The following is a 22,391-nucleotide window of genomic DNA, read 5'->3' on the forward strand; positions in this document are numbered from 1 at the left end:
ATGACTGACATCAAGGCGCGCATTGCTGGATTATCTCCGGCGCAGGCGGCGCTGCTGCAGGAGAAGCTCGGCAGCAAGGCGGCGCCCTCAGCGCCGCAGCCGTCGCGCCTCGTCCAGCGACACGCCACCGGTCAGCCAGCGCCGCTGTCGTTCGGACAGGAGCGACTCTGGCTCATCGATCAGATTCAGCCCGGAAGTCCAGCCTACAACGTCCCGGTGACTGTTCCTCTATTTGGCCCCGTCAATGCTGCGCTGCTTCAGCGTTGTATCGAGGAAATCGTTCGCCGTCACGACATTCTGCGCACAACGTTCGCGATGCGGGACGGTCGTCTTGTCCAGATCGCAGGCGCCGCTCAACCGATCCGACTGCCGCTCATTGAGCTCGACGGTTTGGCCGCCGAACTGCATGAGGCCGAGCTGCAGCGTATCATCACCGCAGAGATCCGGCGCCCCTTCGATCTCTCGACTGGCCCCCTGATCCGCGCTGTACTGTTGCGCCTACTTCCACGTGAGGGCGAGCCGAGCCACCTGCTGTTGTGCGTGATGCACCACATCGTCTCGGATGCGTGGTCAATAGGGGTGTTGCTGCGAGAGCTCGGTAGTCTTTACGAGGCCTATTGGGCTGGGCAGCCGTCGCCGCTTGGGGAGTTGCCGATTCAGTACGCGGACTTTGCTATCGCCGAGCGGCGGCGGCTGGATGACGGCTGCTTGGCGCCCCTTGTCAGCTATTGGAAGGAGCGGCTCGACGGCGCCCCACAGGTGCTGAATCTGCCGACCGACCGTCCGCGGACTGGGAGGCGCAGCGACGAGGGCGCGGTCTCCACTTTCAGCCTTCCGGCGGCGATTGCCGCCAAGGTTCGCGCACTCGGCGAGCGGCTGGGGGCAACCCCGTTCATGACGACGCTGGCGGCCTTCATTCTCGTTCTGTCACGCTATGTGCGTAGTGGTGATATCGTGGTCGGTACCCCGGTGACCAGCCGGAATAGTTCTGAGCTCGAAAGCCTGATCGGCTTCTTTCTGAACACGCTGGTGCTGCGGACCCGGATTGCCGGCGACCCGACCTTCGCGGAATTCCTTTGTCAGGTGCGCGACGGCACCCTTGAGGCGTTCCGCAACCAGGATATGCCCTTTGAGATGCTTGTCGATGCGCTCAAGCCGGACCGCAACCTAGCCACTCATCCGTTTTTCCAAGTCATGTTCGTGATGCAGGCTGCTATCCAGCAGGGCACCACGACCGTTGAGGCCATCGTGGCGCCGTCGGTTGCCAGCGGCAAGTCACGCTTCGACCTGACCCTGTCACTGTGCGAGGTCGGCGGACGGATCGATGGATTCGTCGAGTACAGCACCAGTTTGTTTGACCCCGGCACCATAGCCCGCCTATGCGGGCACTATCGCACATGCCTCGATGACGCTGTCCACCATCCAGAGAAGCGCCTGTCCGAGATCGCGCAGCTATCGGCGGAAGAACACGATCAATTGCGGCGCTGGAATGACACCGCCCAGTCGATCGGGGCGGCCGAATGCATTCATCACATCCTTGAGCGCGCAGCCGCCGCGAGACCTGAAGCGGTAGCGCTGGATTTCGAGGGCCGTACTTTGAGCTATGGCGAGTTGAACCGCCAAGCCAACCAACTTGCCAACCATCTGCTGACCTTGGGGGTTGGTCCCGATGTGGTGGTTGGTATATTCACCGAGCGGTCAATTGAGATGATTGTCGGGCTGTTTGGCATCCTCAAAGCTGGCGGCGCGTATCTGCCACTCGATCCAAGATACCCGGGCAGCCGCCTCGCGTTCATGCTGGCTGATACCAAGGTGCAGGTGGTCCTCACACATACCGCCTGCGCAGGCCAGTTGCCGGAGTTCGGCGGACAGGTGGTCGATCTCGTGCGCGATTGGTCGGCTATCAGCCGTGCATCATCGGACGACCCGCGCAGCCATATCTGTGGCGATCACGCCGCCTACGTGATCTACACGTCGGGGTCGTCCGGCCAGCCGAAGGGCGTGCTCGTTCCCCATCGCGGCGTATGCAATGCCGGAGAGGTCGAGCATCGGCTCTATCGCACCGGCCCAGGCGATCGGGTCCTGCAATTCGCATCGCTGAATTTCGATGCGTCGATCTTTGAGATCATTATGAGCCTGCGCGGTGGCTCGATCCTGCAACTGGTGACCGCCGAGGAGGCGCGCTCCGGAGTCGATTTGGTTCGCCTTGTGGAGGCGCGCGGTGTGACCGTTTTAGCTATGCCGCCGAGCGCGCTGGCGGTTCTACCGGTAGCCGCGCTGCCCACGCTGCGGTTGATCATTGTCATGGGCGAGGATTGCCCTGCCGAGCTCCGCGCGCGGTGGCGCCATGTGCCCGAATTCTTCAACTGCTACGGTCCGACCGAGGCCTCGATGTGGATGACGGGGACTTTCCTTCATCCCGACCATCCTGTGACCATCGGTCGGCCGATTGCGAACACCAGCGCCCATTTACTCGATGAGCATCTGTATCAAGTTCCCGTCGGCGTGCCGGGCGAGCTCTTTATTGGTGGCGTGTGTGTAACCCGCGGCTATATCGGCCGTCCTGCCCTGACGGCGGAGCGCTTCGTGCCGGATCCGTTCAGTGCCACCCCGGGTGCTCGGCTCTACCGCACAGGTGATCTCGCGGCCTACACCCCGGAGGGCGACATCTGCTTTCTCGGACGGCTCGACCTGCAGATTAAGGTCCGTGGCTTCAGGGTCGAGCTTGGTGAGATCGAAGCGGCGCTCTCTTGCCATCCAGGCGTTCAAGCCGCGGCGGTCGCGGTCCGCGACGATCTCCCGTCGGGACGTGGCCTCGTCGGCTATGTGATGCCCGGCGCGGAGGCGCCGAGCACGAGCGAGCTGCGCAGCTTCCTGCTCGGACGGTTACCCGACTACATGGTGCCCGCGGTTTTCGTCATCCTCGATTCTCTGCCGCTGAACCAGGCCGCCAAGGTCGATCGACAGGCGCTCCCCGCGCCTCGGCGCGAGCGGCCGACCCTGGACACACCATTTGTTGCGCCCACGACCTCCATGGAGCAGACGACATGCCGTATCTGGGCCACGCTGCTTGGCCGCGACAGCGTCGGTATCGATGACAATTTCTTCGAGCTCGGCGGCCATTCGCTTCTCGCCACGCAAATTATCGCGCGCATGCGCGATGCGTTTGGTATTGACCTGCCGATCCGAGCAGTCTTCGACCATCCGACTGTGGGCGATTTGAGCGCGCTCGTCGAAGAGGAACTGCGGCGGCAGTCCGTGCCCATTGCGGTGCCGACGCCCGACCGCACCGAGCATCATGCTGTCGAGCCTATTCGCAAGAAATACTCGCTGTCATTTGCGCAGGAACGCCTGTGGTTTCTCCGCCAACTTGACCCCGAGGACCGCTCGTACAACATCCCACTCGAATTTCCTCTCTGGAACGTAGATCCGGAGCGGCTGCGCCAATGCCTAAATACGCTCGTTCAGCGTCACGAGATCCTGCGAACCACATTCCATGCCGAGCTGGACGGCCCGGTTCAGGTCGTCTCCCCGGCCCTCAATCTCGACATGCCGGTGGTCGAGGTGGCGGCAGAGACCGCGGCCGCGCAGAAGGACGACTATCAGCGCATCCGCGCACTCGCCGCGGCGCACCGCTTCAACCTCGAGACCGGGCCGCTGCTATGCGCGAGTTTGGTGCGCTTCGCTGGGGGCGCATGTTCGCTGCTCATCATCGTCGATCACATCATCTTCGATGGGTGGTCCGCCGGTGTTCTGTATGGGGAGATCGCCAAGCTGTACGACGCCACGCTACGCGACCTGCCGTCGCCCCTTGCGCCGCTTTCTATCCAATACGGCACATACGCCGAGCGTCAGAGGGCGCGGCTGCGTGGCGTTCTTCTTGAACAGCACCGGGATTTCTGGACGGAGAGGCTCAAAGGGATTCCGGGTCATATCGAGTTGCCGCTTGATCACCCGCGTCAGCGCATGGCGGGCCATGGCCCCGGCGCGTTATATGTCTTCGATCTGCCCGATGCGGTCGCTGGCGAGGTCCGCGCCCTCGCCCAAGCGCAGCACATGACGAACTTCATCGTCTTGCTGGCCGCGTTTCAGGCCTTCCTGTGGCGCTATACGCGACAAGATACCGTGGTGATCGGTTCACCCGTGACCAATCGGAACGAGTCGGACACCGAGGCGCTCATCGGTCTTTTCGTCAACATGCTGGTGCTCCGCGCCGACTTGTCCCCTGGCATGACATTCCGCGGGCTCGTCGGCCAGGTCCGCGAGACGGTCATTACCGCTCATGAGCATCAGGAACTGCCGTTCGAGAATTTGATCGAGGCACTGCGGCCCGAGCGTGATCCCACCGTGAACCCTATCTTTCAGGTGATGTTCGCGCTGCATCAAGTGGGATCGAGCCCGGACTGGTCCCCCCCAATGATGGGTCAGGGCGCAAAGCTTGATCTTTCCCTTCACGTCTCCGACGACAATCGAGTCTTTAGATGCGTGTTCGAGTATCGCACTGAGCTGTTCGAGGCTGCGACAATCGAGCGCATGTCCGGGCATCTCGCAGGCTTCATCGCGCATGTCGTCGAGCATATCGACCTGCCGCTTGCCGATGCGCCGCTGGTCGGCCCGGCGGAGCAAAATGCGCTCAGCGGTTGGCACCAAACCGCCACGGACGAGGACACCACGGTCCCGGTGTACGAGCTGTTCGTTGCCCACGCTGCGCTCACACCGGACAAGATCGCGGCGATCTGTGAGGACGCTCGGTTGAGCTATGCCGAGCTCGATCGTCTATCGACTAGGCTGGCCCAGCACCTGCGCGCCCTCGGCATTCGCGAGGAGAGCCTCGTCGGCGTCTGCCTCCCTCGCTCGCTCGACCTCATGGTCGCCGTCCTCGGCGTGCTAAAGGCAGGCGCGGTCTACGTCCCGCTCGACCCTGATTATCCGGATGAGCGGCTGCGACTGATCATTGGCGATGCCGATCCTATGATCGTGCTCGCCGGCGAAACAGAAAAGACACGCCTCCAAGGGTTGGGCGTGCGATTGCTGAGCGTCGATGATGGCCTGAGCGGGGAGGGGCTGCCGCAACTGCCTGAGCGTGCCGCCGGGCCTCGCAATGCCGCCTATGTAATCTATACCTCGGGTTCCACGGGTATTCCGAAAGGGGTCGTCAATACGCAAGGCGCGTTGAGCAACCGGCTGCTGTGGATGCAGCAGGCCTTTCATTTGGCGGACGGCGATCGCGTCCTACACAAGACTTCGATTGGCTTCGATGTCTCTGTGTGGGAGCTGCTGTGGCCAGTCATCACCGGCGCTGCGGTTGTGCTTGCGGCGCCCGGCCGCCACCGGGATGCCGATTATGTCGCCCGGACCATTGCTCGTTTCAACGTTACGCATGTGCATTTCGTGCCCTCGATGTTGTGGACCTTCCTCAACGAGGTGGGTCCGATAACGCTCCCGAGCCTGCGATGCGTGATTGCCAGCGGCGAAACGCTGCCTCTCGTACTCCAGGACCTGTTCTTCGCCCGGCTCCGTAACTGTACGCTCGAGAATCTGTACGGTCCGACCGAGGCCGCCATCGATGTGACCCGCTGGCGGTGTAGGCCGGATCCGAACCGCCACTCGGTGCCCATCGGGCACGCCATCGCCAATACCCGGCTCTACGTGCTCGATCGCCATCTCAACGAGCTGCCCGTGAACGTGGCGGGCGATCTCTATATTGCAGGCATGGCGCCGGCGCGCGGCTATCTGGGCCACCCCGCATTGACGGCGGAGCGCTTTCTTCCTGATCCGATCGGCGCCGAGCCGGGCGGGCGGATGTACCACACCGGTGATCTGGGCCGACGGCTGCCGGCCGGCGAAATTGAGTTCTTGGGACGCGTCGACGACCAGGTCAAGCTCAGGGGCGTGCGGATCGAGCTCGGCGAGATCCGCACCGCCCTGCTGCGCCATCCCGCAATTGCCGACGCCGTCGTGGTCAACGACGGTCCGAACGGCTCCGCGGATCAGCGGCTCATCGCCTATTACGTGCGCCGGCCCGGGCAGCAGGTCCAGCCGACGGAGCTGCGGCGTCGACTTCACGAAATCCTGCCGCTCGCCATGGTGCCGGCTGTCTATCTTGAACTCGAAGCCGTGCCGCTCACGGCGAATGGCAAGCTCAATCCTCGGGCGCTGCCGAAACCAGGGAAATCACGCTTGGTGGACAGCGAGGCGGCGGCACCGGCCGATGCGCTGGAGGCGTTCCTGATTTCGCTATGGGCTGACACTCTCCGCGTCGAGTCGGTCGGCACCGAAGACAATTTCTTCGACCTCGGGGGTCATTCTCTCCTCGCGATGCGGGTGCTATCGCGATTGCGCGCGATGCTCGGCGTCGACATTGCCGCATCGCATTTCTTCAATGTGCCGACACCGACTTTGCTGGCCGCCGAGATTCTCAGCCGCGCCGACGATCAGCAGGCCGTCCAGGCGCGGGCGCATGCGATCATGACCGTGGCGAATCTATCCGACCAGGAAGTCGAAGTGATGCTCGGCACCACGCGGCTGGAAATGAAGGGGGCTTCCCGATGAGTGGCGCGACCAGCAAGTTCGAGCTGTCGGATGCCCGCTATGCGCTACTCGATTCACTCCTGCCGGACCACCAGCGACCGGTCCGGCAAGCTTGGTGGCGCGTGCCTCATGCCGAGGGAACGGCCACGCCGCTGTCATTCGCCCAGGAGCGCTTCTGGTTCCTCGACCGGCTGCAGGCTGGTAACCCGGCCTACCACATTCCCTGTGTCATCCCGCTTCGAGGACGGATCGTAGTTGCGGCTCTGCGCGACAGTCTGAGCGATGTCGTCGCGCGCCACGAGGCGCTCCGGACGATCTTCATCGTCGAGGGCGGTCGGCCGGTGCAGCGAGTTCAGCCGGCCTCAGCGGTACCGCTCTCAGTTTTGGAATGCGAGGGGGCCGACGCGACAGCGCGGCGAGCCGCAGCCGTGCGGATCGCAGGCATCGAGGTGGTGAAGCCCTTTGACTTGGCCGCCGGGCCGATGCTGCGGGCGACGCTGTTGAGGATCGATGATGGCGAGCACTGGCTGGTCGTGACCATCCACCACATCGTGTGTGATGCATGGTCGCTGCAACGGTTCTTGCACGAACTGACAGCTTGCTACGAAGCCCACTGCAGGGGCCGCGCTGCAGATTTGCCGGTATTGCCGCTGCAATACGGCGACTATGCGCGTTGGCAGCGAGAATGGCTTACCGGCGAGCCGGAGGCCCGTCTGCTCGCTTATTGGCGGACCAGGCTTGAGCGCGCGCCCGCGGTACTTGAGCTGCCCATCGACAGGCCGCGGCCTCCGCTGCCGAGTTTTCGCGGCGCCCTGCATTCATTCGTCATTCCGCGGGCGCCGAGCGACGCTCTTCGCGAACTCGGCCGGGGTGCGCAGGCGACCATGTTCATCGTGATGCTTGCCGTGTTCAAGTCGCTGCTTCATCGCTACACCGGGCAGAGGGATCTCGTCGTCGGTACGCCGGTGGCAAACCGCAATCGCTCCGAGCTCGAAGGCCTGATCGGCTTGTTTCTCAACACGTTGGTCCTGCGCACGGAGATAACCCTGAACATCACCTTCCGCGAGCTCCTCGCACGCGTGCGCACCATCACGCTCGAGGCTTACGAGCACCAGGATCTGCCGTTCGAGAAACTTGTCGAGGACCTACAGCCCAACCGAACTCTGAACGTCAATCCGCTGTTCCAAGTGTTTTTCGTCATGGAGACAGCTCAGGCGGCCGCGCCGGCCGCAGACGGCGCCGCAATTTCGACGGGCACGGCCAAGTTTGACCTCAGCCTACATCTGACCGATACCGCTGGAGAGATTGTCGGCTGCTGGGAATATGCCTGCGACCTGTTCGAAGCGAGCACGATCGCGCGGCTTACCGGTCATCTCCAGACGCTGCTGCGAGGCATCGCGGCGAACCCCGACGCACGCCTTGCTGATCTGCCGCTGTTGAGCGCCGATGAGGTCCAGCAGCGCACGGCCTGGAATGCAACTGTACTGGAGTACCCGGCAGAGCTCTGCGCTCACCAACTCGTCGAGGCGCAGGTCAGGGCTACGCCGCATGACACCGCGCTGATCTGCGGCGACGAGAATCTCTCGTACCTGGAACTCAACAGTCGCGCCAACTCGCTAGCTCATCACCTGCGCGCCATCGGCGTCGGCCCCGAGTCGCCGGTCGGCATTTGTCTTGAGCGCTCGGTCGACATGATCGTTGCTCTTCTGGCGGTGCTGAAGGCGGGTGGACCCTATGTGCCGCTCGATCCGACCTATCCGGCCGAACGGCTCGCCTACATGCTCTCCAACGCGCAGGCGCCGGTTGTGATCACCCAACAGCAACTCACCTGCGTGTTGCCTGCAAACTACGCTGGAAACGTGGTCCGTATCGATGCCAAAGGCGTCCTCGATCGACTACCAGAACAAGATCCGGCATGCATCACCAGGCCCGATCATCTTGCCTACATCATCTACACGTCCGGTTCGACCGGGCGTCCAAAGGGCGTCGGCATGAGTCATCGGAGCCTAACCAATCTCACCGTGTGGCAGAACGGCATAAATCCGTTAGCTCGCGGCGGGCGTACCGTTCAATACAACTCGTTCAGCTTCGACGTTAGCGTACTCGAGGTGCTTTCGACGCTCTCGACTGCCGGTACCTTGGTGCTCGCGTCCGAGCGGATACGTCGAGACGCCGCCGCGCTGGCTGATCTGCTGGCGGCGGAACACATCGGGCGACTCTTCATGCCCTATACGGCGTTGGCGCAACTTGCCGAGCATGCGGCTGCGCGAACCGATCTCGCTCTCGGCTTGCGCCAGGTGATATCGACCGGCGAGCCGCTACAGATCAACACGCATATCATCCGGTTCTTTACCGGGTTGCCCGGCTGTCAGCTTCATAATGAATACGGGCCAACCGAGACTCATTTCGTTACCGAGCACGTGCTAGATGAGAATCCGCGTTTGTGGCCCACCATGCCCCCAGTGGGACGACCGATCGCCAATGCGACCGTCCATATTCTCAGCGCCACACTCGAGCCGGTTCCGGTCGGCGTCGTTGGCGATCTCTACGCCGGTGGTCTGAGCTTGGCGCGGGCTTATGTGGGCGACCCAGGCATGACCGCTGCGCGATTCATTCCCGATCCGTTCAGTGGAATCCCGGGTGCCAGGCTCTACCAGACCGGCGATCTTGCTCGGTTCCGTTCAGACGGCGTGATCGAGCTTCTCGGCCGCGGCGATCACCAAGTTAAGGTGCGCGGTTTCCGCATTGAGCTCGGTGAGATTGAGGTCGCGCTCGCGCGGCATCCCGATGTCCAAACGGCCGTCGTCAGCGCCCGCGGGACCGATGCGCGCAATCGCCATCTCGTCGCCTATGTCGTGCCGATCCCGGGGGCCGCCCCGAGCACGATCGAACTGCGCCGGATGTTGCTCGAGGTGCTGCCCGAATACATGGTGCCTTCCCGGTTCGTTATGATGACGAGCCTGCCACTCGGCGGCACCGGCAAGATCGATCGCTACCGACTTCCCGATCCAGCTTCTCTTTCCAACGCCGACGACGAACACCAGCTAGTGCCGCGAAACCGCCTCGAGGAGGAGCTGTCACGGCTTTGGTGCGATCTGCTGCTGTGCAATAAGATCGGGGTCCACGACAATTTCTTTGCTCTGGGCGGCCATTCGCTCACCGCCGTCCAGCTGGCCACGCGCATCCGCGACAGTTTCGGCGTCAATCTTCCGGTTCAACGCATTTTTGAGGCGCCGACTTTGGCCGAGCTGTCCGTGGTCATTCTTCAGATGCAAGCCGCCGAGGCGGATCCGGACGAACTGGCGCGCTGGTTGGATGAGATCCAAGCGGAGGAGATGTCATGAGCCTAGACGGACCTGACGACAGCACGGTCTACCGCGTGGTGGTTAACCACGAGGAACAGTATTCGATCTGGCCGGTCACGAAAGCAATTCCTCGAGGATGGTCCGACGCCGGCAAGAAGGGCAGCCGGGCGGCATGCCTCGCCCATATCGAGCAGGTGTGGACCGACATGCGGCCGCGCAGCCTGCGCAACCAAGGTGAGACCTGACCATGTCAAACTCCGCCGACCGACTACGCCAAGCCGCCGACAGTGAGGACGAGATCGAGCACGTGATCCTAGGGCACATCAAGGCGGATTTCGTCGCCGACGCAGCATGCGAGCTGCACCCGGAGACCAGTCTCGAAGGCGTCGTCGACTCGACGGCGATCATGGAGCTGGTCGTGTGGATCGAGGGCGTCTTTGGTTTCACTGTCGAGCTTGACGATATTACCCCGGACAACTTCGGCAGCGTCCGGCAGCTTGCCCGCTGGATCGCAAGAAACACAAACCGCAAAGGCTGCTGATGCTGCTCCACGACCTGCTGACGCAAGCCGCGGCGCGCTGGCCCGACAAGCTTGCTGCCATCTTTCCCGGCGAAGCAGCGACCTTTGCGCAGCTTGACCGGATGAGTCTTGCGTTGGCGGAACATCTTGCCCACATGGGAATCGGCCCGTCGAGCCGGGTCGCAATCCTCCATGAGAGTTCACTTGCCGCGATCGTCAGCTATTGGGCCGTTCTGCGCAGCGGCGCCGCCACCGTCGACATAGCGCCGGTGGCGGGCCCGGCAGCGCTCGCGGCCCTTACAGAGGCTCGGCCCGCCGCAATGGTCATCCAGCCCCAATTGCTACGGCGAATGATGAGCGACGATCTCGACTGGTGTCCGGCCATCGTCCTAAGCGGTGCTGAGGCCTCGGATCTCGCCGCGCCCCTGAATGCCGCCGGCTGCCTGTTCCTCATGTTCGAAACGACGTGTGAGGCGGGCGGCCCGGTTGTGGAATTGCCGCGATCGGATCCCGAGAGCGTCGCTATGTGCATCTATACCTCAGGCACCACAGGACGTTCCAAGGGGGTGATGTTGAGCCACAAGAACCTGCTGTCGAATCTCACCAGCTTCAATAGCCGGCTGGGCCTGACCAGCGACGATCGCCTACTGCTCGTTGCTCCACTGCACTACATCCACGGTCGCATCCAACTCCTGACCTTCACGATGCTGGGCGCTACGACCGTGTTCTCGGGCGGTTTTCGGTTTGCCCAGGCCGTCGTGCATGATCTTGTCCGGCACCGTATCACAACCCTCTCGGGAGTGCCGTATCACTTCTCCATGCTGCTTAATCACAGCCGGCTGCGAGAGATGTCGCCGCCCGATCTGCGCCACCTTATCATTACTGGCGGTGCATTGGCGCCGTCCGCCTTGCGTGCTCTCCAGGAGGCAGTCCCCCAAGCCGCACTCCATGTCAACTACGGCCTGACCGAGGCGTCGCCGCGCCTGACCTATCATGGCCCATCGCACGAGGTCCTGGCGCGGCCTGCATCGTCCGGGCGCCCACTTCCCGGCGTTATTATCGAGATCCTCGGTTCGAAAGACGAGCCACTGCCGCCTGGGACAGTTGGCGAGGTGGTCGCTAGCAGTCCCGGAATCATGGTAGGATATGTGTCGGGAGATGAACGGACGATCGGCCGGATTGATGGGCGTGGTCGGCTGAGAACCGGTGATCTCGGATATTTGGACGCCGACGGCTATCTGTACATTGCCGGCCGCAGCTGCGAAATGATCAAGACGGCGGGCGAGCGCCTGTTCCCAGGCGAGATCGAGCAGGTACTGCAGACGCATCCGGGCATTGCGGAGGCGGCCGTGCTTGGCCGGCCAGATCCGCTTCTTGGGGAGCGCGTAGTGGCCTACATCGTCACCAAGACAGGGCATCGCCCATGCCATGCAGAACTCAAGCGGCACTGCCTGAACGCACTTCCGTATGTGCGCGTGCCCAAAGAGATCCATATCGTCGCAGAATTACCCAAGACGGCCTCCGGCAAGGTCCGGCGCGAGGCTCTGCGCGGCTGGTCCGCGGCATCGTGCGGCGACGTTGCGCATGAGGTGATGCCATGAAGATCGACCTCGGCGGCAAAGTCATCATCGTCACCGGTGCCGGACGCGGGATTGGACGTGAGATCGCGCTGATGGCGGCCGCAGCTAACGCCGCCGTGGTCCTGGCCGCGCGCACGCAGTCTCAACTCGATCAGGTTGCCTCAGCGATTGCTGCAAGCGGCGGGGTTGCCCACCCGATGCCAATCGATCTGCGAGAAGTGCACGCTAGTGCTGATCTCGTGAAGGCCACGCTTGATCGCTTCGCCAGGATCGACGTCATCGTCAACAATGCCGGAGCCACCGCCGTCGCCAATACAGTCATGCAGAGGGGAGACGATCTCCGGGCGATCTACGACCTCAACGTCTTCGCGCTGATCGCACTCACCCAAGCGGCACTCCGGCACATGATCCGGTCGCGCTGGGGCCGCATCATCAATATCTCATCAGTATCAGCGAAATACGGGCCAGCCTACAACAGTGCCTATGCCTCTTCGAAGGCTGCTGTGCTGGGCTTCACCCGTTCTGTCGCGCGCGAGACTGCAGCCCTCGGCATCACGTCCAACGCGATCTGCCCATGGCACGTCAAGACCGATTTCGTTGATCAGGCGATGGGGCACCGCGCAAGAATGTTCGGCAAGACCGCGGAAAGCTATATGGACGAGATCGTTGCCGCGAGTCCTATGAAGAGATTCATCGAAGCCCGCGAAGTGGCCGGCCTGGCCGTTTATTTGATGTCCGATTTCGCCGCAGGGATAACCGGGCAGTCGCTCAATGTTTGCGGTGGGACGCTGATGGAATGAGTGATCTCCGGAGCTTCCTCGACCTCGTCAGGGCGCAGCGCCCGTCGGACTTTATCGAGATCAAGCGCGAGGTAGATCGCCGGTTTGAGACCGCGGCGATTCTATCGAAGCTCGAGATGCAGCAGCGTTCGCCTATCCTGCTGTTCGGATCGGTCCGCGGCGCGGCCCTACCGCTGGTGACAAATGTGTGCGGCTCGATGGGCCGCATCGCTTTTGCACTCAGCTGTCCGATCAAGGACGTGTCGGCACGCTATGCTGTTGCCGCGGCGGCTCCCATCCAGCCGAAGGTGACGCGCGATGCACCGGTCCAGGAGATACGTGCGACCGGGCGTGATATCGACCTTGGGCGCCTTCCGGCACTCGTCTATCACGAATATGACGCCGACAAGCCCTATATCACCGCGGCCGTCGCTGTTGCTCGCGATCCGGATAGCGGCCGGACGAATCTGAGCGTGCATCGTCTGATGGTTCGCGATAGCACGAGCGCAGCCGTCTTTATTGAGCGCGGCAAGCACCTGGACGGCATCTTGCAGGCCTTCCGTCGAGCCGGCCGCATCATGCCGATAGCTTTTTTTATTGGATCGCATCCGGCGTGGCTTCTTGGCGCGGTTTATTCGGGCCCACTCGAGGAGTACGGTGTGATCGGCGGTCTGCTACGCGAGCCACTCTCCATTGTCGAGTGTGTCACTCAAACAGGTCTGTTCGTACCTGCTCGCGCCGAGGTCGTGCTCGAGGGCGTGATCGATCCTGACCAACTCGTCGAAGAAGGGCCATTTGGTGAGTGGTCCGGCTATAGCACCGGGATCGTGCGTTCGCCGCTGTTTCAGGTCAGCGCCATGACGATGAGGCGCGACGCGATCTTCCAGGATGTGGTGAGCGGGCATATGGAGCATCTGACCGTCGAACTCCCGGCGATCGAGCACCGCACGCTCGCTCGGGCCCGCGCAGCGGCCCCGAGCGTCGCCGCCTTCGCGGTTATCGCGCCGTTCACGTCTGTGGTCGCGCTGGAGAAAACGGCCGAGGACGAGCCGAAGCGGGTGATGGACGCGCTGCTGTCCACCGACATCCAAGCCAAGCATTTGATCGTGGTGGATGCTGATGTCGACATCCGCGATCCGCGCCGAGTGTTCCGTGCGATTGGGCTGAACACGCAGCCAGTGCGGGACGTCCATATCTATCCCGATGAATCGGGAACGCTGCTCGATCCGTCCTGCACGTCGCCGACGGCAAGGACGTCGAAGATGGGAATCGATGCCACCCGTCGGCTCGCGCCGACGCGTCAGATCAAGCCTAACCAGGTGCCCTCGGACGTTCTGGCCAGTGTCGACATCAGCGACGTTCTAAAACGCAGGCCTTGAACTGGGCCCGCGCATTTCGAATGAGAGAAAGCGAGGCTGCACATGGAAACGATTACAATAGGGAAGACAAAGGAAGGCTTGCCGGTAGATATCGAAATGGTGCCGGGCCGAGGTGCAGACTGGGGGGACGAGGAGGCGTTTGCCGCGCATTATCGAGATCAGGGTTATGTGATTGCACGAGGCCTCATTCCTGCCGAGCGCGCCGACGACGTCGTTGCGGCCTTCCACTCCGAGGTCAAGCCGTATCGCGGACTGATCTTGCGCCAGCTCACCACGCGCAGGGAAGCACATCGCTTCTCTGCCAATGGTCATATGATCAATCCGATCCTCAGCGTTCAGGATCTGAGCGATGAGCAGTTCACCAAGTTCCGTCGCGACAGCCTCTCAGTGCTGACGCACCAGAACGTTCAGCGCGTCCTACGTATCCTCGCTGGCGAGCGGGTCACCTGCGTTGAATCAATGTACTTCGAGTCTAGTGCGCGCGGGACCATCACCCATGCAGACGGACATTTCATGGATGCGTCCATTCCCGGTGCGATGATCGCAGGCTGGTACGCGCTTGAGGACATTCATGCCGGCGCCGGCCGCTTCTATCTTTTGCCGCAGAGCCAGCTTCTCGGTACCGACGCGCCAGGCTTTGCTCCTCTGCGCACTTTCTGGAAGCAATACGAGGAGCTATCGGAGCACACCGCGCGCACCTTCAACTATAACAGCGAGGAAACAAATGCGGCGTTGCGCATCAAGCACGCGCGGTTGTTGGCGCGAGGTCTCGCGGGCGTATCGTTCTATTCGCCGGCCCTTCAAAAAGGTGACGTGGTGCTGTGGAGCTCGCGGGTGCTGCACGGCAGTCTGAAGCCCGACGCCCCGCAGCACTCACGCAGCTCGCTGACTGCTCACTACATTCCCCGCTCCTATGGATATGTTCAGTACGGCCGGCCGACCGAACTCCACCCGCGGGAGGTCAACGGCATGGCAGTGCATCACCTGCGCTCGGTCCGCAGCGCTCGGGAATGTGCATCGTGAAAACCTACACGACCGATGTTCTGATCGTGGGCGGAGGTGGGGCGGCGACCGCGGCTGCCATCAGCGCCCATGAGAGTGGCGCGCGGACAATCCTAGCGGTGAAGGGACGCTTCGGCGTACCAGGGTTGCGTGGCGCGGGCGCGACGTCGAACCCGCTGGCCGATTTCTGGACCATCCGCACGGTCGGGCCAAAAGGTGGGCTGTTCAATCCACCCGATCTGGTCCATCAAGACATGATCCAGGCAGGCTTGGGCATGGCCGATGCCGAGCTGTGTCGCATCTATGTCGACGAGGCGCCGGAAGCAATCAAGCGATTGCGCGCCATGGGTGTTCAGTTCCAGAACAAGGTCCTGGCCGTCATGCCGGCCGTAGCGGCATCCAGTGGCACCAACAACATCGTTGCTATTCAGAAGGCAGTGATCGAGCATACAAAGACCACCGTGCTCGAGCATGCCAATGTGATTGACATGCTGGTCGAGGCCGGCCGGTGTTTCGGCGCTGTTGGCATTGACGATTGGGGCGAGCCGTTCCTGGTCCGGGCCGGTGCGGTCGTGCTTGCGACGGGCGGGGTCGGGCAGCTCTTCCGGTACAGCTTCAATCCGCCAGGCAACACCGGGGACGGCTACGCCATGGTGCTGCGCGCCGGAGCCGAGCTGTTTAATATGGAATTCATGCAGCAGGGTCTAGCGACGACTTGGCCGAGCCAGGCGATGGTGATGCTCTACGACATGCCGGAGCCCTTCCGTCTGTTCAATCGTGACGGCAAGTCCTTCGTCCAGCAGTATCTGCTGGACGGTGTCACCCTCGAAGAGGTATCGCGGTGCAAGGCGCTGCACTGGCCCGTCAGTTGCCGCGATGCCGCCATCCACCTCGACCGTGCCATTCACGGCGAGGCGCTCGCAGGGCGTGCAGGCCCGCATGATGGCGTGTACCTTGATCTTTCGTTGGCGCGACGCGCCTTCCTGCCCGAGATGTTTGTCAATTACATGGCGCAGTTTGATATCGACCTCAACCGGGACCTGTTGCAGGTTCAGAATCACCACCACACCTGCAATGGTGGCGCACGTGTCGACTCCCATGGAGAGACACGGGTCCGCGGCCTGTTCGCTGCCGGCGAGACGATGGGTTATCAGGGCGCGGATCGGCTCGGCGGCACTATGCTCGGCGGCTCGCAGGTGTTCGGTTTTCGCGCTGGCCGTAAGGCCGCCGAAGTGGCGCGCGAAGAGCCTGATCTCGGTGTCCACTCGGGCCTGCTCGATCGGTTGCTCCACGAACCGCTAGCGCGTCTTGCTGAGGCCAAGGGGCCGGCGCGCCCGGGCGATCTGCTGCGCCCCCTTCAGCAAAAGATGTGGGCGGAGCTGCTGGTCGAGAAGGACGAAGAGAGTCTTGCAAGGGCCCTGCAGTATGTCGCCGACGATCGCGAGCGGCTCGCCACGGGCATTCGCACGTTCGAGCCGATGGATTGCATGCTCGCGCTGGAGCACCGCAACCTGCTCGATATAGCCGAGGTCATCATCCGCGCTGCGATGTTGCGCACCGAGAGCCGCGGCTCACATTATCGCGCGGACTATCCGGACAGGAATGATGCGGATTGGCTGACGAATATCTTCGCCGCTCTTGACGATGGCCAGCTCCGCCTGGAGACACGCCGCACCGATCGGACGTGGTTCGGGCAGGCAGGCGATTTGCGTATCCTACCATGGGGGTGATATGCGCGCGACGTTGTTGAGATCCTCCGTGCGATCCGTCGTAGGCGCGGACGGCTATTCGCTGCGCTATCGGGTGTGGCCGGCAGACGAGGCCCTGCGCGCCACCTTGATCCTCCTGCACGGTGTGATGAGCCATTCCGGCTGGTTTCAACCGCTCGCAGACCATCTCGGCGAGGCCGGCCTGAAGATCATCGGTGCGGATCGCCGCGGTTCGGGCCTCAACGAGGAGGGCCGGGGCGATGCGCCATCCGCGAGGATGCTGGTTGACGATGTGAGACGCATCATTGCTGCCGAGCGGAGCGAGGGGCGTCCGGTGCATCTCGCCGGCTGGTGCTGGGGCGCCGTGCTAGCTGTCAACGTGGCGGCCACGTGCCAGCAGGAGCTTGCAAGCTTGGTCCTGATAGCGCCTGGTCTTCATCCCTCTGAGGCAGTTACAGCAGCGATGAAACGGCAGGATGCGATCGCGCGTCACCCGCACTGTGGTGCCCTTGCGATCCCGATCACCGAGGACATGTTCACCCGCGGCCCCCATCTTGCGGCGATTGAGGCCGACGAGTTGCGCTGCCGGCTGATCACGCCGAGGTTCCACAACATTATGCGAAAACTCGGGGTCGGCGCCAAGTTGCGCCTTGGTCAACTCGATCTGCCGATGCTGCTGGTGCTCGCTGGCACGGATGAGGCGACTGACAATTTCCATACGCGCCGAACTTTCGCTGCGCTCAGGCGATCCGCGGTCACGATCAAGGAGATCTGCGGCTCGCATGGGTTGCAGTTCGAGGCACCGGACCAGCTTGCCGACGCAGTTGCGTCGTTCACCGCGATCGTCGGCGACCCGGCGGATGTACGTCATGCAGGTTGAGCGATTCGAGCTCCATCCTGTTCGACTGCCGCTGAGAGCACCATTTAGCCATGCGCGCTACCGGCGAAGAGAGTCGCACGCAATCATTGTCGTGCTGCGCTGTCAAACCGGACTTGCGGGCTTTGGCGAAATCCTTCCCCGCGACTATGTGACCGGCGAGACCGTCGAGAGCGTGCTGACCACGCTCGGCCCGGCCATGGGTGCGCGCTTTACCGGACGGCACTTCGACGATCGCACCAGTGTGGTCACCCATCTTCATCGCGAGCTCGATCATGCGGGTCGTCACCTGGCGACCTTCTGCGGGTTCGAGACCGCGCTCCTCGACCTGGCAGGACACGCCTTTGGGTTCGCTCTCGGTAAGGTCCTTGGCAGAAAAGCCGGGCCGCCGCTGCCGGCCGGGACGGTGATTGGCTTTGACGTGACGACCGAGGCCCTGCCGCGACACGCTGCGGTAATGCGGCTGCGCCATACGCGGCACGTTAAAATGAAGGTCGGCCTGGTCGATGATGTCGAGCGGCTCACCATCGTAGCCGAGGCGCTCGGCGCGCCGCTGCGAATCGATGCCAATGCCGCGTGGGAATCGGCTGCCGAGGCAGTCCGTCGTTTGCGTTCCATGAGGGCGATCCCGCTCGCGTCGGTTGAGCAGCCGCTGGCGCCGTACGATTTCGTCGGCGCTCGACGCATCCGACAGGAGACCGGCATTCCGGTGGTCGCAGACGAAGGGCTGTGCACAGGGGAGGACGCGGATCGGTTGATCGAGGAGCGTGCCGCGGACATCTTCAACATCCGGCTGGCCAAATGCGGAGGCCTCCTCGGCGCGTTGCGTCTCGTCGAGCGCGCGCAGGCGAATGGGCTGCGCTGCCATCTTGGAACGATGGTAGGGGAGAGCGGTATCCTCACACGTCTCGCCGAGCTGTTCGGCCGCTTCGTACATGGTTTCGACTGGCTCGACGGCAAGGGACAGAATGCATGGCTTCTCGCCAACGACGTTCTAGAGGAACCGCACGCGGCGGTGCACGCTCCGATCTCGGCATCCGGGCTCGGGGTACGTGTCTCGCGTGACCGCATTTCCAGGTTCACCATGCTGGGTGAAAATCATGGCCCAACTAGATAAAGCGCGGAAGCCTGGTCGGCCGGGATTAGCCGCTTGGCTAGGCGGTGCCCCTGAGCGTGTCCCGTTGATGGACCCCTTGGTATGGCTGATCGCGGCTTTGCTTCGGCCGCCGGCCATTGGCCGTGCTGCTCTACCGCACGGGGGACGCGTCCTCTCTCGAAGCCGGACTGAAACACTTCCCAATCTGTCCGCGAGCGATCGCAATGGACTCGCCGGTCAGCGTGACTTCGGCAGTGCTAGTGTCAGCTCGCTGGATGCCACAGAGCCATCGATCGGCACCGACTCGCCGCTGAGATGGGAAAAGTGCAGATCGGTGGTGACGCCGGGCCGGTGGATTCTTTAACCAGCGTCGCTGTGCCGCCGCCATGCAGCTTGCCAGAGTTGACGTTGTTTGTCACGGAGGTGACACCATGAGACCATCTACTGAGCGCTTCCTCGCGCCGAACCTTTGCGATGGCCGCGCCTCACAAGAAAGACCGGCCGAAGCCGCACAGGTTTGGCCATGATCTGCCGGTCCGTCGCCGACAATCTCAGCAAGGCCTCCTGGATCAGGCGCATGTTCGAGGACGGGGCTCGGCTCAAGCGGGAGCGCGGGCTTGGCCAAGTCTTCGACTTCGCACTGGGCAATCCCGAAATCGAGCCACCGCCCTCGGTGATGGCGGCGGCGCGGCGGGCGCTCGACAGCACCGAGCTACACCGGCATGCCTATACGCCAAATGCAGGTCACGATGCTGTGCGCGCGGCGGTGGCGCGGCGTTTGAGTGCGGCAACAGGCCTGGTCTATACAGCCGATCACGTCATCATGACCGCTGGTGCCGGCGCCGCCCTCAATGTCGTGCTGAGGGCGTTGCTGGATGAAGGTGATGAGGTGATCGTCACTGCGCCTTTCTTTTTCGACTACCTCTATTACGTGGAGAATTACCGAGGGCGCCTCGTCGTCGTTGCACCTCGCGACGATCTGACACTAGATGTCGGCCGGATCGCGGCAGCGATCACCCCGCGTACTAAGGCTATTCTGATTAACTCTCCGAACAATCCCAGCGGCGTCATCTATCCAGCCTCCACCTTCCGCGATCTCGAGACGATGCTCGAGCGCGTTGGCCGGCCCATCGTGGTGATCAGCGACGAGCCGTATAAGACGCTGGTATTCGATGGCGTGGTGGTGCCTGAAGTCGCCACACTGGTGACGCGCGCGATTGTGGTGACATCCTGGTCCAAGTCCTTGGCGCTCGCAGGCGAGCGCATCGGCTATGTCGCGTTCTCGCCGCGTATGCCGGAGACCCCGGCGCTGTTCGAGGCCTGCAGCTTCACCAATCGCGTACTCGGGTTCGTGAATGCTCCAGCCTTGTGGCAGTGGGTCGTCGCCGATGTGGGCAATCTCTCAGTCGACGTCGCGCCCTATCGCGACAAGCGCGACTTGATGTACGAGGCACTGAGACGGATCGGCTACGAATGCCTAAAACCGCAGGGCACCTTCTACGTATTCCCGCGGACACCAATCCCCGACGACGTCGCCTTTGTCGGATTGCTCGCTCGCGAAGGTGTGCTCACCGTCCCGGGTACCGGGTTTGGCATGCCGGGCCACATACGAATTTCACTGGCGGTCGACAGCGATGTCATCGTTCGTGCATTGCCTAGCTTTGAGCGCGCGTTTCGCACTGCGTGCGACGGCGCATAGAAGGCATGGCATCAGGATGTGACGAACGTCTGACGAATGGCGAGGCCGGCCGAAAAGGAGGGATCCCGCGTCAGATGGACGGGCTTGATTTGGGCATCATTGGCGCCCGCGCTGATGCGCCGCCGCCGCAATTCGGCATAGGCTCCTGGGTCGGTCACCCACAACTCGGGCGCAGCGAGGCGCATCGAGCGACGCTTCGCGTCATACTCGATGTTGCGCGCGCAAAGCTCGCGTTCGAACGCGGCTAGGAACGCCGGCGGGATCCAATCGCTGCCAGCCGATGGCTCGATGAGCAGAATGTATCGCGGAAAACCACCGACTGAGGGATGCAGCGTGAAATCCTCGAGCGTGATTCCGTGCAAATCGGTTGCGGCTCTCATTGCCGCCACAACCTGGTGTTCGGTCAGCTTTTCGCCGGTAAGCGAGCAAGTCGCGCCGCTACGATGCAGGAACTCGATGACCGGCGTGCGGTCCTGTATGGCGCGCACCCGGACAACGTCGCCGATATTATACCGATAAAGGCCGGCGCTAGTGCTGAGCACCACCACATAGCTTCGGCCGACTTCGAGTTCCGTCGCAAGCCGCGTTGGCGGATCCGCGCGGCTAATATCCTCCTCTGCAATGAACTCATAGAAATGAATGGGCGTGGCGAGCACACCACCACTCATCTCGTCCTCGATGGGAACAGCAATGACGCCCTCGGAGGCCATAAGGAGATAGTCGCGCTGGGGCACGGGGCCGAGATAGTCGGCGAGCAGCTGCAGATAAGGCAGCTGCATCGGGCTCCGCCATGAAACCACGAGCTGTAGCGAAGGCCAGATCTCGCGTGCGGTCGCGCGCGGTTCGGGCCGGCTCAGAAGCTCACGAAGTTGCTCGGCGCGGGCCGTGCAGCCCCGATAGGTCTCGCTCACATGCGCGTGCACCTCGGCGCCGACCCGGAATCCGGCATTCAATCCGCCGCGCGCGATGTCCCTCAGCAAGTCATCGGCAAACAGATGGAGCTTGCGGAAAAGGATGAGCAACGTACTGGGATTGAGCGCCATCAGTAACGATATGTTCTCTTCGAGCAGAATGCGCGCGACTGTGTAGTATCGGGCGTCCGGATCGCTGATGGCGCTGACACATTGCGGAATCGGTGAGCGGCCGCGCCGTTGCGCTACCGCCCCCACTCCATTCCAGAACGCGCCTTCCGACGTGACCGGCAGCCCGCAAGGCGTCCCCGTGGCGCCGCCGCTGTCGGAGAAATTGCCGACGACGCGCCCAATCGCAGCCGCCGGATGGCCGTGAAACAATGCGCTCCAGTACAGTCCGAAAGCGCGCGACTTGTCGGTAATGAAACTTGCGGTTACCGGGACGATCTTGGCCGTGCCCGTCGAGCCGCTCGTTTTGAAGAACAGGCGCACCGGCTCACGGGTCAAGACGCGGGGCTCTCCCGCTGCTATCCGTGCGATCCACGGCTCGACATTCGTGTAGGTCACAATGGGAACGTTGCGGCGATAGTCCCCGACCGTCACGATTTTGCCGAACCGGTATCTGCGCCCGTAGCGGCAGTCTGCATTGGGAGCGACGATCCGCTGCAGCAGGCATTCCTCTTGCACGAGCTCGGGACGGTTCAAGATCGTGAGGAAGGCGTGGATATCACGAGTCGTAGACAAGTTGGAGGCCCCTTCTCAATCAGTGATCCAAGTCTACAACCATAACGGAGGGACGGCCGCGGGAACGCGAGCACTGACACTTCTGTGGAGCGGCCCGCCTAGTCCGTTATGTAATGACCGACGAGGCATCCATGCGGATCTTGTCATTCGTCCCGGGTCCCCGCCTTGAGCCTCTGTTGAACGAGGGATGCTGCTCTCGCTCTATCCTGCACCCAAATCGGGCAGGGTATAAGGTGCGTTGTGGCTAGTCTCTAACTAC

13 protein-coding genes are annotated in these 22,391 nt (G+C 62.6%); 12 read left to right on the top strand and 1 reads right to left on the bottom strand.

The features are described from left to right. The 12 genes from AC0QUY_RS37395 (at position 1) to AC0QUY_RS37450 (ending at position 20,477) form a co-directional block, all read left to right on the top strand. Entirely contained in the window at positions 1-6,552 is a 6,552-nt protein-coding gene (locus AC0QUY_RS37395; protein WP_161855558.1) for a non-ribosomal peptide synthetase, read from the top strand. Continuing rightward, the gene (locus AC0QUY_RS37400; protein WP_161855557.1) at positions 6,549-9,875 is read left to right on the top strand and encodes a non-ribosomal peptide synthetase; all 3,327 of its coding nucleotides are present in this window, start codon (positions 6,549-6,551) and stop codon (positions 9,873-9,875) included. Before AC0QUY_RS37395 ends, AC0QUY_RS37400 begins: the two co-directional genes overlap by 4 nt. After that, positions 9,872-10,081 (top strand): MbtH family protein, encoded by a 210-nt coding sequence (locus AC0QUY_RS37405; RefSeq protein WP_161855556.1) that lies wholly within the window; start codon positions 9,872-9,874, stop codon positions 10,079-10,081. Before AC0QUY_RS37400 ends, AC0QUY_RS37405 begins: the two co-directional genes overlap by 4 nt. A gap of 2 nt (positions 10,082-10,083) precedes the next feature. Further along, positions 10,084-10,377 carry a phosphopantetheine-binding protein gene (locus AC0QUY_RS37410; protein ID WP_161855555.1) on the top strand — a complete coding sequence of 98 codons (294 nt, stop codon included), beginning with the start codon at positions 10,084-10,086 and terminating at the stop codon, positions 10,375-10,377. Beyond that, positions 10,377-11,957, top strand: a complete 1,581-nt coding sequence (locus AC0QUY_RS37415; protein ID WP_161855554.1) for a class I adenylate-forming enzyme family protein — start codon at positions 10,377-10,379, stop codon at positions 11,955-11,957. Before AC0QUY_RS37410 ends, AC0QUY_RS37415 begins: the two co-directional genes overlap by 1 nt. After that, positions 11,954-12,736, top strand: a complete 783-nt coding sequence (locus AC0QUY_RS37420; RefSeq protein WP_161855553.1) for an SDR family NAD(P)-dependent oxidoreductase — start codon at positions 11,954-11,956, stop codon at positions 12,734-12,736. The genes AC0QUY_RS37415 and AC0QUY_RS37420 overlap by 4 nt, the downstream gene beginning before the upstream one ends. After that, positions 12,733-14,094 (top strand): UbiD family decarboxylase, encoded by a 1,362-nt coding sequence (locus AC0QUY_RS37425; RefSeq protein ID WP_161855552.1) that lies wholly within the window; start codon positions 12,733-12,735, stop codon positions 14,092-14,094. Before AC0QUY_RS37420 ends, AC0QUY_RS37425 begins: the two co-directional genes overlap by 4 nt. A 96-nt stretch (positions 14,095-14,190) precedes the next feature. After that, positions 14,191-15,117 (top strand): phytanoyl-CoA dioxygenase family protein, encoded by a 927-nt coding sequence (locus tag AC0QUY_RS37430; RefSeq protein WP_475391004.1) that lies wholly within the window; start codon positions 14,191-14,193, stop codon positions 15,115-15,117. Continuing rightward, positions 15,114-16,826 carry an FAD-binding protein gene (locus AC0QUY_RS37435; RefSeq protein ID WP_161855550.1) on the top strand — a complete coding sequence of 571 codons (1,713 nt, stop codon included), beginning with the start codon at positions 15,114-15,116 and terminating at the stop codon, positions 16,824-16,826. Before AC0QUY_RS37430 ends, AC0QUY_RS37435 begins: the two co-directional genes overlap by 4 nt. A 28-nt stretch (positions 16,827-16,854) precedes the next feature. Beyond that, complete coding sequence (locus AC0QUY_RS37440; RefSeq protein WP_161855549.1) at positions 16,855-17,685, top strand: alpha/beta hydrolase; 831 nt, start codon at positions 16,855-16,857, stop codon at positions 17,683-17,685. Continuing rightward, the gene (locus AC0QUY_RS37445; protein ID WP_475391006.1) at positions 17,666-18,799 is read left to right on the top strand and encodes a mandelate racemase/muconate lactonizing enzyme family protein; all 1,134 of its coding nucleotides are present in this window, start codon (positions 17,666-17,668) and stop codon (positions 18,797-18,799) included. Before AC0QUY_RS37440 ends, AC0QUY_RS37445 begins: the two co-directional genes overlap by 20 nt. Before the next feature lie 502 nt (positions 18,800-19,301). Beyond that, on the top strand, positions 19,302-20,477 hold the full coding sequence (locus tag AC0QUY_RS37450) for a pyridoxal phosphate-dependent aminotransferase (protein WP_475391008.1): 1,176 nt from the start codon (positions 19,302-19,304) through the stop codon (positions 20,475-20,477). An 11-nt stretch (positions 20,478-20,488) separates the two neighbouring features. Here the strand turns inward: AC0QUY_RS37450 and AC0QUY_RS37455 are convergent, their stop codons facing one another. Then, a complete protein-coding gene (locus AC0QUY_RS37455; protein WP_161855546.1) occupies positions 20,489-22,132 on the bottom strand; it encodes a GH3 auxin-responsive promoter family protein in 1,644 nt (547 codons plus the stop codon). Positions 22,133-22,391 lie beyond the last annotated feature (259 nt).

The sequence above is a fragment of the Bradyrhizobium sp. WYCCWR15520 genome, from assembly GCF_056174665.1.